This window comes from Nocardioides terrae, from assembly GCF_900112345.1.
Classification (GTDB): Bacteria; Actinomycetota; Actinomycetes; order Propionibacteriales; family Nocardioidaceae; genus Nocardioides; species Nocardioides terrae.
Genome location: NZ_FOLB01000010.1, coordinates 106,163 through 117,181, shown reverse-complemented (window position 1 = coordinate 117,181; position 11,019 = coordinate 106,163). Strand labels below are relative to the sequence as shown.

Here is an 11,019-nt window from a genome sequence, read left to right as displayed (position 1 = left end):
ACGAGGTCCGGTCGGGCCCGGTCACCCCGCGAGGTGCCCCCACGCCGGGGCGAGCTCGCTCCACGGCCCGGTCGCGGCCACCTCCCCGTCGACGAGTACGACGACCCGGTCGGCCTGCGCCAGCGCCGCCCGCTTCGAGGTCGCACCGATCACGGTCGCCCGCCGCTCGCGCAGGGCCCGCCACAGCTCGATCTCGGTGGCCGCGTCGAGCGCGCTGGAGACGTCGTCGGCGAGCAGCAGCTCGGCGTCGGTGGCCAGCGCCCGAGCGAGCGCCAGGCGCTGGACCTGACCGCCCGAGAGCCGCACGCCGCGGTGCCCGACGAGGGCGTCCTTGCCACCGGCCTCGTCGATGTCGGGCTCGAGCCGGGCGTCGGCGACCGGCCCGTCGAAGGCGCGCTCGTGGCCCAGCCGGACGTTGTCGGCGAAGGTGCCGGAGAGCACCCGCGGCACCTGCGCAACGTGGGCGACCTGCCCGGGCCGCAGGAACGCCTGCGCGTCCTCGACGGGGGTGTCATTCCAGCGGATCGTGCCGCCGTGGTCGATCAGCCCGGCGAGCGACGAGAGGAGGCTCGACTTGCCCGAGCCGACCTGCCCGACGAGCAGCACCAGCTCGCCGGCCTCGACGGTCAGGTCCACGTCGGTGACGCCGATGGTGCCGTCCTCGTGCACGGCGGAGAACCCGGCCAGGCTCAGCCGGCGCAGCGGCACCGGCTCGACCGGCGCGGGCGCCGGCGCCTGCCCGGACACCAGGTCGACGCCGGGCGGCAGGTCCATGAGGTCGGCTCCCCCGGCGAAGCGGCTGGTCTCCTTCTGCCAGGCTCGCGTGCCGGGCGCCTCGGTGACGACCATGCCCGCCACTCGACCGAACCAGTCGAAGCCGGACACCGCACTCGCGACGAGCAGCGCTGTCGCGAGCGGCCAGCCGCCCCCGACGTAGAACCACCACGCGGCGACGACGCCGCACTGCACCATCACGACGGGGACGCCGTCGAGCACGGCCTGCACGCGGTGCTCCTTGACGGCCGCGGCGACGCGGCCGCCGTCGACCTTGCGCAGGTGGGCGTGCACCTGCGGCGTGGCGGCGGCCAGCTTCACCGTGCGAGCCGACTCGAGCGCGGAGACCAGCGCCCGCCCGAACTGGGCACGGGCGGTCGACGACGCGGCCGCGGAGCGACCGGCGATCGGCCGGCCCACGCTGGAGGCCAGCGCCGAGGACACCATCACGACGAGCAGGACCGTGCCGGCCAGCCAGGTCCCACCCAACAGGGCCGTCACGCCCGCGATGATGAGGCCGTTGAGGAAGTCGACCCAGCGGTCGGCGTAGCGGGCGTAGCGGTCGGCGTCCATCGACCGGGCGACGACCTCGCCGGCGGGCGTGCGGGCCAGCCGGTGCTGCTGGGTCTGACCGTGGAGCACGGCCATCCGGGCGCGCAGCATGACCTCGATCCACCAGCGCGGGTAGCGCCAGAACGCGTCGGCGAGCATCAGCGGGGCGGCGATCAGGCTGACCACGAGGGCAGCGACGAGCAGGCGCGGCGTCCCGCCGTCCTCGAGCGACTCCATGATGCGGCCCCAGACGAGTCCGGTGACCGCGCCCTGCGCACCGGCCAGCGAGGCGAGCAGGAACATCAGGGCGCCGAGCACGCCCCAGGCCGGGCGGACGGCGAGGGCGTGCGCGATCCCGCGGCCGAGCGTGGGGCCGGTCCCGACCTCGGGCACCACCGGCGCCGGGCCGGAGCGTCGGCGGCCGCCGACGCCTGCCGCGTGGTCCAGCGTGGCGTGGTCCAGCGTGGCGGGGTCCACCGCGGGCGCGTCCGTGGCGTGGTCGTCGCCCGCACGGTCGTCGCCGGCGTGGTCGATCGGTGTGGCCGGGTCGCCGTGCCTGTCGCGGCTCGCCTCGAGCAGGTCGCGGAACGCGCCGGGGACGACCGCCAGCTCGGCGCGCGAGCCGCGCTGGACGACCCGGCCGTGGTCGAGCACGGCGACGAGCGGCGCGCGCTCGATCGTCGAGAGCCGGTGGGCGATCAGCACGCCCGTGCGGCCGGCGAGCAGCCGGTCGGAGGCAGCGACCACGCGACGCTCGGTGAGCGGGTCCATCCGGGCGGTGGCCTCGTCGAGGACGACGACCTTCACGTCGCGGACGAGGAGCCGGGCGAACGCGACGAGCTGCTCCTCCCCCGCCGAGAGCGAGGTCCCGCCGGGTCCCAGTAGCGTGTCGAGGCCCTCGGGGAGCCCGGCGACCCAGCCGTCGAGCCCGAGCCGGGCAACGGCCGACTCGAGGACTGACCGTGGCAGGTCGTCGTCGAAGAGGGAGATGTTGTCGGCGAGCGTGCCGGCGAGGATCTCGGTCCGCTGCGTGACCACGCCGACGGCCGCGCGAAGCCGCTGCAGGTCGAGGTCGCGGACGTCGACGCCACCGACGAAGACAGCGCCGCGCGGCGGCTCGACCGCCCGCGAGACCAGCGAGGCGAGCGTCGACTTGCCCGAGCCGGTGCGCCCGACGAGCGCGATGGTCTGGCCCGCCGGGACCGTCAGGTCGATGCCGCGCAAGCCGAAGGTGCCCTCGTCGTAGGCGAAGTCCAGCCCGCGCACCTCGATCCCTGCCGGACCGTCGGGGAGCGGCAGGCCGCCCTCGGGCTCGGACGGCACGGCCAGCATCTGGCGCAGCCGGATCACCGCGCCGAGCCCTGCCTGGAGGTCCGGCAGGTGGTTGGCGAGCATCGCGATCTGGCCGACGAACGTCGAGGTGACCAGGAAGAGGGTGAGCAGCCGGGCCGGGGACAGGCTGCCGCCCTCGGCGAGCGCGACGCCCGCGACGGCGACGCCGGCTAGCAGGGCGTGCAGGAGGACGCCGGCCCGCCGGACCAGCCTGCTCTCCAGGTCGACCACCTCGACGAACCTGGCATGCACCGTCGCCGACAGGCGCGCGACGCGGGCGATGACGTGAGCCTGGCCGAGACTGGTGCGCATGTCGTCCCGGCCGGCGATCCCCTCCTCGAGGACCGCGGCGTGGTCGGTCCACGCCATCTCCTCGACGACCTTGCGCCTGGCGATCTCCTGGAGCAGCCGACGGATGGCCAGCCAGGTGACGGCTCCGAGCAGGGGGAAGAGCAGCCACGCCGGCCACCAGGTGAGCCCGGCGACGATCCACATCGGGACCGTTCCGAAGAGCGAGCGGAACATCATCCACAACTGCCAGCGCATCAGGTTGCCGACCTCGTGGGAGTCGTCGTCGACCCGGTCGAGGATCTCGCCGACCGCCTGCTCGCTGAGCGCGGCGAGCGGCTGGCGCATCGCGGCGCGCAGGACGTCTTCGCGCAGCCTGCCCTCGACCCGGTCGGAGATGCCGACCCAGGCGACCTTGCCGGATGTGTCGATCACGGCGGCTCCGACGACGCACAGCGCCAGCAGGCCGACGAGGTGGCCGCTCGGGTGCTCGACCAGACGGCCGGCGACGACCGTGCCCAGGGTGGCGCTGATGGAGGCGATCGCGGCCGCGATGAGGGCGGCAACGGTGACCGGGCCGCGCAGCCGGCGCCAGTCGACGCGTCTGGAGGGGTCGTCGGACGACGCGGCCGGAGCGGTCCGGTCGGTCGGAGAGGGCGGAGCCAGGGTGTCGGTCATCAGGGTGCTGACGCTACGTCCGATGGCCGACACTTCTCTCCCCGTTTTCTGCTCGTCCGGCCGTGCTCGGAGACGCCGACGCCCCGGGCGCGGACGACCGGGGCGTCGGAGTCGAGCGTCGGGCTCAGAGCGAGGCCAGCGCCTCGTTGAGCGTCGTGCTCGGCCGCATCACGGCGGAGGCCTTCTCGGCGTCCGGGAAGTAGTAGCCGCCGATGTCGGCGGGCTGTCCCTGGACGGCGAGGAGCTCGTCGACGATCCGCTGCTCCTTCTCGCGCAGCTCCTTGGCCAGTGGCGCGAACGCAGCCGCCAGGGTGGTGTCGTCCTCCTGCTTGGCCAGCTCCTCGGCCCAGTAGAGCGCCAGGTAGAAGTGCGAGCCGCGGTTGTCGATCGTGCCGAGCTTGCGCCCCGGCGAGCGGTCGTTCTCCAGGAACGTGCCGGTCGCCCGGTCGAGCGTCGCGGCGAGCACCCTGGCGGCCGGGGCACCGGCCTGCTCGGCGTACAGCTCGAGCGAGGGCGCCAGGGCGAAGAACTCGCCCAGGGAGTCCCAGCGCAGGTAGTTCTCCTCCACCAGCTGCTGCACGTGCTTCGGCGCGGAGCCGCCCGCGCCGGTCTCGAAGAGGCCACCGCCGGCGATCAGCGGGACGATCGAGAGCATCTTGGCCGACGTGCCGACCTCGAGGATCGGGAAGAGGTCGGTGTTGTAGTCGCGCAGCACGTTGCCGGTCACCGAGATGGTGTCCTCGCCGCGCCGCATCCGCTCCAGCGAGTACGCCGTCGCGAGGGTGGGGCTGAGGATCTTGATGTCCAGCCCGTCGGTGTCGTGCTCGGGCAGGTAGCTGGCGACCTTCTTGATCAGCTCGGCGTCGTGGGCGCGGGACTCGTCGAGCCAGAAGATCGCCGGGGTCTGCGACGCGCGGGCGCGGTTGACGGCGAGCTTCACCCAGTCGCGGACAGGGATGTCCTTGGTCTGGCAGGCGCGCCAGATGTCGCCGCCCTCGACGTCGTGCTCGATGAGCACGTCGCCGCCGGCGCCGACCACCCGGACGGTGCCCGCCGCCGGGATCTCGAAGGTCTTGTCGTGGGAGCCGTACTCCTCGGCCGCCTGCGCCATCAGGCCGACGTTGGGGACGGTGCCGATGGTCGCCGGGTCGAGCGGTCCGTGCTCGATGGTGTCCTCGATGACCGTCTGGTAGACCCCGGCGTAGGAGGAGTCCGGGATGACGGCGAGGGTGTCGTCCTCGCCGCCGTCGACACCCCAGAGCTTGCCGCCGTTGCGGATCAGCGCGGGCATGGATGCGTCGACGATCACGTCGGAGGGGACGTGCAGGTTGGTGATGCCCTTGTCGGAGTTGACGTAGGACAGCCGCGGGCCGGACGCGAGGGCGGCGTCGAACGCGGCCCTGATCTCCGCGCCGTTCGCGAGCTTGTCCAGGCCGGCGAGGATGGCGCCGAGGCCGTCGTTGGCCGACAGGCCGGCGGCGGCGAGGTCCTGGCCGTACTTGTCGAAGACGTCGGCGAAGTAGGCCTTCACGACGTGGCCGAAGATGATCGGGTCGGAGACCTTCATCATCGTGGCCTTGAGGTGGACGGAGAACAGCACGTCCTCGGCCTCGGCCTTGGCGAGCGCGTTGCGCAGGAAGGCCTGCAGGTTGGCGACGTCCATCTTGGTCGCGTCGACGATCTCGCCGGCGAGGACCTCCAGGCCCTCCTTCAGCGTGATCGTCTGGCCGGCCGCCGTCTCCAGCACGATCGAGAGGGTGTCGTCGGACGCGAGCGTCACCGACTTCTCGTTCGCGCGGAAGTCGTGGTCCCCCATCGTCGCCACGGCGGTCTTGGAGCCACCCGGGAAGGGCTTGTTGCGGTGCGGGTGCGCCTTGGCGTAGTTCTTCACCGACTGCGGCGCGCGCCGGTCGGAGTTGCCCTCGCGCAGGACCGGGTTGACGGCGGAGCCCTTGACCTTGTCGAACTTGGCCCGGACCTCCCGCTCCCCGTCGGTCTTCGGGTCGTCGGGGTAGTCCGGCACCGCGTGGCCCTGCGCCTGGAGCTCCTTGATCGCGGCCTTGAGCTGCGGGATCGAGGCGGAGATGTTGGGCAGCTTGATGATGTTGGCGGCGGGGGTCTTCGCCAGCTCGCCGAGCTCGGTCAGCGCGTCGTCGGCCAGGCCGAACTGGGCCAGGATGCGGGCGGCCACCGAGATGTCGCGCGTCTCCACGTCCACGCCGGCCTTGGCGGCGTACGCCTGGACGATCGGCAGGAACGAGTACGTCGCCAGCAGGGGCGCCTCGTCGGTGTGGGTGTAGATGATCCTTGCGTTACCGGCCATTGCGGCGTCACTCCTGGAACTGGGAGAAGATTGCTTGACGTCAAGATACCTGACGGGCGTTCTTCGCTCACCTTCGCACCGCACGGCAACCGGCGGAAGACAGACCCTGGGACTAGAGTCCCGACCATGGCGACATCGCAGCAGCAGCCGCGAAGCACCGCGGCCCCAGAGCAGATGCAGAAGCTGGCCGCCGAGGCCCTCGGCACCTTCATCCTCGTCACGCTCGGCGTCGGGGCGGCGATCGCCACCGGCGGCGACGTGACCCCGACCGGCCTGGCGTTCGGCATCGCGGTGCTGATCGCCGTCTACGCGGTCGGCCGGATCTCCGGTGGTCACTTCAACCCCGCCGTGACGGTCGGCGCCGCGGTCGGCGGCCGCTTCCCGTGGAAGCAGGTCCCGGCCTACGTCATCACGCAGGTCGTCGCGGCCGTCGTGGCCGCCCTCGTGCTCTTCGTGGTCTTCCAGGGCATCCCCGGCTTCACCAGCACCGACCACATGGGCCAGAACGGCTTCGGCGACCACGCCTCGTCCCACATCGCCTGGTGGGCGGCCTTCCTGGTCGAGCTGGTGCTGACCGCCGTCTTCGTCGTGGTCATCCTCGGCGTCACCGACGAGCGCAACGAGCACCCGGCGATCGCGCCGCTGGCGATCGGCCTGGCCCTCTCGGCGATCCACTTCGTCGCGATCCCGCTGACCGGCACGTCGGTGAACCCGGCCCGGTCCATCGGCCCGGCGCTGTTCGCGGGCGGCGACCACATCGTCCAGCTCTGGCTCTTCATCCTCGCCCCGCTCGCCGGCGGGGCGATCGGCGGCCTGCTCTACCCGGTGCTGTTCGGTCACGCGACCGAGCCGGTCCCGGGCTCCGGGCTGCGCTTCGGCGCCCGCGCGGCGACCGGTGCCGCGGTGCCCGGCTACGGCGCGCCCGACTCGTTCCAGCAGCAGTGGAACCAGGACGACGCGACCACGACCACCCCGATGAACACCTCGGCCACCGACGAGACGACCCACCCCATGACCGGGTCGAGCACGGGCTCGACGACGGGTTCGACGACCGACTCCGCCGGAGCGTCCACCGGAGCATCCACCGCAGGTTCGGCCGCCGACCCGGGAGCCCAGCCGCGGATCATCCAGGACGGCTGGGAGTGGGACTACGCCTCGCAGCAGTGGAAGCCGCTGCAGGACCCGCCGACCGACTCCTGATGCGCATCCCGGGCGATCAGGGCTGCAGCTCGTCGTAGGCCCCGGTCGCGGCATCGACCCGCATGACCAGTCCGACGCCGCGCCGGTAGGTCTCCCGCACGACCCCTCGGGGCGCGAGGGACGACGTCACGTCGACCTCGAGCGTATCCTTCTGCAGGCGCACCACCGTGGCGACGTCCTCCACCACCCCGGGGACGTACGCCGTCCGGTAGCCGTCACGCAGCCGGGGCGACGCCGCCATCGCCAGGCCGGGCTGCGCGTCACCCTCGCCGGCCCGCCAGGCCCCGACGGCCCCGTCGTGGGCGAACCACCACACGTTCCCGCGGGTGTCCTGGGCGTAGTAGTCCGTCGTGACGTCCGCGCCGGACGTCCTCCGCACGGCCGTCGTCGCCACGCCGGCCACCTCCACGCGGCCCGCCAGGACCTCGACGGTCCGCGTCGTCTCCGGCGAGCCGGGCCGGACCACGGTATAGGTCCTGGTGCCCTCGGCGAGCGACAACCAGGGGTTGTCGACGGTCCCGACGAAGTCCTGCGGGCGCGGGCTCGGCGTCGGGATGGTCAGCCCGTCCACGCCGGTGGGGTCGTAGGACTGGGCGAACGTCCCGCACCCGCTCGCGGTCAGGCCGAGGCCGAGCGGCAGGAGCAGGGCGGCCAGTGTCCGTCGTACGCGCACACGCCCCAGGATGCCCTGTCACCTCCGTCACGCCTCCGCTAGGTTGCTGAAGGTGAGCACTCCCCTCAAGGTGGCCGTCACTGGTGCCGCCGGTCAGATCGGTTACAGCCTGCTCTTCCGCATCGCGTCCGGCGCGCTCGGCGGTGATCGCGAGGTGGAGCTCAGGCTCCTCGAGGTCACCCCCGCGCTGAAGGCGCTCGAGGGCGTCGTCATGGAGCTCGACGACTGCGCCTTCCCGCACCTCGCGGGCGTCGAGATCGGTGACGACCCGAAGGAAGTCTTCGACGGTGTGGAGCTCGCGCTCCTCGTCGGCGCCCGCCCGCGCAGCGCCGGGATGGAGCGCAAGGACCTGCTGGAGGCCAACGGCGCGATCTTCACCGCCCAGGGCCGCGCGCTCAACGACGCGGCGGCCGACAACGTGCGGATCCAGGTGACCGGCAACCCGGCGAACACCAACGCCCTCATCACCGCCGCCAACGCCCCCGACATCCCGCGCGACCGCTTCTCGGCGCTGACCCGTCTGGACCACAACCGGGCGATCGCGCAGCTCTCGCGCAAGACGGGCGTCCCGGCCCACGACATCACGCGCATGACGATCTGGGGCAACCACTCGGCGACGCAATACCCCGACCTTTTCCACACGCTCGTCGACGGTCGGCCCGCGACCGAGCTCGTCGACCGCGAGTGGATCGAGAGCGACTTCATCCCGACCGTCGCCAAGCGCGGCACGGCGATCATCGAGGCCCGCGGCCTCTCGTCGGCGGCGTCGGCGGCGTCGGCGACGATCGACGCGGCGCGCAGCTGGCTCTTCGGTACGCCGGCCGACGACTGGCAGTCGATGGCGGTCGTCTCCGACGGCTCCTACGGCGTGCCCGAGGGTCTGGTGTCGTCCTTCCCCGTCACGACCGGTGGCGGCAGCTGGAGCATCGTCCAGGACCTCGAGATCGACGACTTCTCCCGGTCGAGGATCGACGCGTCCGTCGCGGAGCTCCAGGAGGAGGCGGACGCGGTCCGCTCGCTCGGCCTGGTCTGACCAGCGCGTCAGGCGAGGGCGGACAGCCGCCCGTCCACGGGCCGCGCACCCTGCCTGATCGTGCGCACGACCAGCTCGGGGTCGTCGGGCATCGGGACGTGCCCGACGCCGGCGAGCGTGACGTGCTGGGCGTTCGGCAGGAGCTGCTGCGCCCGTCGGGCCTGGCGGGGCAGCAGGACGTGGTCGCGCTCGCTCCAGGCGATGGTGGTCGGCACCTCCGCCGCGTGCTCGGCGAGCGCGAAGGGGTAGGCAGCGGCGAAGAGCTGCTTCACCGTCGTGCGGGCATCGAGCAGGTTGGCGAAGTCGCCCCGGGCGAGCTCGGGGTCGAGGTCGCCCGGACGCGCGTGGAGCCAGGCGAACATCGCCGCGCGGCCGGCCCTGGTGCCCAGCAGGCGTCCGGCGACCGGCCGGGAGACGCGCGCCGCGGCGATGATCGTGGCGAAGAGCGCGCGCACGTAGAGGAACTCGCGCGGGCCGCCCCAGAACCCGGCCGGCGAGAGGGCGGTGACGCTTCGCGCCAGCCCTTCCTGGGCCGCCTCGAGGGCGATCAGGCCGCCGAGCGAGTTGCCGACCATGTGGGGCCGGTCGATGCCCAGGTGGTCGAGGGTCTCCCGGAGCGAGGCGCTCAAGGCGTCCTTCGCGGGGAGTGCCGGGTCGAGCCGGTCCGTGCTGGCACCGTGGCCGGGCAGGTCGACCGCGATGACGTCGTACTCCTCGGCGAGCCGGTCGAGGACCGGGTACCACGCCTGCCGGCGGTGGCCGATCCCGTGGACGAGCACCAGCGGATCGCCACTGCCGGACCGTTCGTACGCGAGCACCATCTCGACCTCCTGCCGAGGACACGGGCGTGTCGTCGCGTTACACGCTACACGGTGTCACAGACACTTGCCGGGCGCGGCGGGGAGCGGGGACGTCAGACCGGCTGGTTGGGGATGGTGCTCGCCAGGAACCACAGCGCAAACCCGACCACGGCGAGCAGCGAGCAGTCCAGGGCGCGGTGCCTGACCGCGAGCATCCCTGCATCGCGGGACGGCAGCACCAGCCGCAGCACCGCGGCACCGACCAGCGCCCCTGCCATCAGGTGCACTCCCCCGCGCCAGTGCCCGGCGGCGGTGACGCCGAGGCCCAGCGCGACGACGGCGAGGATGCCCAGGTAGAACGCACCGCCGAGGGTCGAGGGGTAGCGCCGCTCGTCGCGGTCGGGCTCCTGCACGCCAGCAGCGACGAGCTCCGCCTCCACCTCCTCCGGGGAGGGGACGCCACCCGGCTCCGCCGGGGACTCCGCGCCGTCGTGCACGAGCGTCAAGCCAGACCCTTCACGGTGTTCTCTGCGTTGATCACGATGTTGGACAGCAGCATGGCACGAGTCATCGGTCCGACGCCGCCAGGGTTGGGCGACACCCAGCCCGCCACGTCCCAGACGTCGTCGGCGAGGTCGCCGGCGATCCTGCCGTCGACCCGGCTGACGCCGACGTCGAGCAGCGCCGCACCGGGCTTCACCATGTCGGCCGTGATGATCCCGGGCACGCCGGCAGCCGCGACGACGATGTCCGCTCCGCGGGTGTGGGCGGCCAGGTCGCGGGTGCCGGTGTGGCAGAGCGTGACGGTGGCGTTCTCGGAGCGCCGGGTGAGCAACAGCCCGAGCGGGCGGCCCACGGTCACGCCCCGGCCGACGACGACCACCTCGGCCCCGTCGAGCTCAACACCATGGCGGCGCAGCAGCTCGACGATGCCGTACGGCGTGCACGGCAGCGCGGCCTCCTTGCCGAGGACGAGCCAGCCGAGGTTGGTCGGGTGCAGCCCGTCGGCGTCCTTCGACGGGTCGATGAGACCGAGGACGCGGTTCTCGTCGATCCCCTTCGGGAGCGGGAGCTGGACGATGTAGCCCGTGCACGCCGGGTCGTCGTTGAGCGTCCGGACGGCGTCCTCGATCTCCTCCTGGCTCGCCGTGGCGGGCAGGTCGATCCGGATGGACTCGATGCCGACCTCGGCGCAGTCCTTGTGCTTGCCGTTGACGTACCACCGCGAGCCCGGGTCGTCGCCGACGAGAATCGTGCCGAGGCCGGGGTGGACGCCCTTCTCGCGAAGCGTCGCGACGCGCTCGCGCAGCTCGTCCTTGATGGCCTTCGCGGTGGCGGTGCCGTCCAGCCTCTGTGCAGTCATCGT

8 protein-coding genes are annotated in these 11,019 nt (G+C 72.7%); 2 read left to right on the top strand and 6 right to left on the bottom strand.

Annotated elements, in window-relative coordinates; translation table 11 throughout:
* Positions 1-21 precede the first annotated feature (21 nt).
* Both BM236_RS14085 and BM236_RS14080 read right to left on the bottom strand, forming a co-directional pair.
* A complete protein-coding gene (locus BM236_RS14085) occupies positions 22-3,624 on the bottom strand; it encodes an ATP-binding cassette domain-containing protein (protein ID WP_091125047.1) in 3,603 nt (1,200 codons plus the stop codon).
* Between the two features lie 124 nt (positions 3,625-3,748).
* Positions 3,749-5,947 carry an NADP-dependent isocitrate dehydrogenase gene (locus BM236_RS14080; protein ID WP_091124947.1) on the bottom strand — a complete coding sequence of 733 codons (2,199 nt, stop codon included), beginning with the start codon at positions 5,945-5,947 and terminating at the stop codon, positions 3,749-3,751.
* Positions 5,948-6,073: 126 nt separating this feature from the next.
* Between BM236_RS14080 and BM236_RS14075 the strand changes: the two genes are divergently transcribed.
* Positions 6,074-7,147, top strand: a complete 1,074-nt coding sequence (locus BM236_RS14075; protein WP_245750339.1) for an MIP family channel protein — start codon at positions 6,074-6,076, stop codon at positions 7,145-7,147.
* Between the two features lie 16 nt (positions 7,148-7,163).
* Here BM236_RS14075 and BM236_RS14070 read toward each other — a convergent pair whose 3' ends face one another.
* Complete coding sequence (locus BM236_RS14070; RefSeq protein WP_091124943.1) at positions 7,164-7,820, bottom strand: hypothetical protein; 657 nt, start codon at positions 7,818-7,820, stop codon at positions 7,164-7,166.
* A gap of 10 nt (positions 7,821-7,830) precedes the next feature.
* Here BM236_RS14070 and BM236_RS14065 point away from each other — a divergent pair, with 10 nt between their 5' ends.
* Positions 7,831-8,853, top strand: coding sequence for a malate dehydrogenase (locus BM236_RS14065; RefSeq protein WP_091124942.1), 1,023 nt, complete (start codon positions 7,831-7,833; stop codon positions 8,851-8,853).
* Between the two features lie 8 nt (positions 8,854-8,861).
* On the opposite strand, the gene BM236_RS14060 is transcribed toward BM236_RS14065, so the two are convergent.
* The 3 genes from BM236_RS14060 to BM236_RS14050 all read right to left on the bottom strand — a co-directional run bounded on the left by BM236_RS14060 (position 8,862) and on the right by BM236_RS14050 (position 11,016).
* Positions 8,862-9,674, bottom strand: a complete 813-nt coding sequence (locus BM236_RS14060; RefSeq protein ID WP_091124939.1) for an alpha/beta fold hydrolase — start codon at positions 9,672-9,674, stop codon at positions 8,862-8,864.
* A 92-nt stretch (positions 9,675-9,766) separates the two neighbouring features.
* The gene (locus tag BM236_RS14055) at positions 9,767-10,150 is read right to left on the bottom strand and encodes a DUF3017 domain-containing protein (protein WP_245750341.1); all 384 of its coding nucleotides are present in this window, start codon (positions 10,148-10,150) and stop codon (positions 9,767-9,769) included.
* A 5-nt stretch (positions 10,151-10,155) separates the two neighbouring features.
* On the bottom strand, positions 10,156-11,016 hold the full coding sequence (locus BM236_RS14050) for a bifunctional methylenetetrahydrofolate dehydrogenase/methenyltetrahydrofolate cyclohydrolase (RefSeq protein WP_091124938.1): 861 nt from the start codon (positions 11,014-11,016) through the stop codon (positions 10,156-10,158).
* Positions 11,017-11,019 lie beyond the last annotated feature (3 nt).

Excerpts from the sequence above, each read along its gene's own strand:
- BM236_RS14050 (WP_091124938.1), bottom strand. The coding sequence starts at position 11,016 with ATGACTGCACAGAGGCTGGACGGCACCGCCACCGCGAAGGCCATCAAG.
- BM236_RS14085 (WP_091125047.1), bottom strand. The coding sequence starts at position 3,624 with ATGACCGACACCCTGGCTCCGCCCTCTCCGACCGACCGGACCGCTCCG.
- BM236_RS14075 (WP_245750339.1), top strand. The coding sequence starts at position 6,074 with ATGGCGACATCGCAGCAGCAGCCGCGAAGCACCGCGGCCCCAGAGCAG.
- BM236_RS14065 (WP_091124942.1), top strand. The coding sequence starts at position 7,831 with ATGCCCTGTCACCTCCGTCACGCCTCCGCTAGGTTGCTGAAGGTGAGC.
- BM236_RS14080 (WP_091124947.1), bottom strand. The coding sequence starts at position 5,947 with ATGGCCGGTAACGCAAGGATCATCTACACCCACACCGACGAGGCGCCC.
- BM236_RS14060 (WP_091124939.1), bottom strand. The coding sequence starts at position 9,674 with ATGGTGCTCGCGTACGAACGGTCCGGCAGTGGCGATCCGCTGGTGCTC.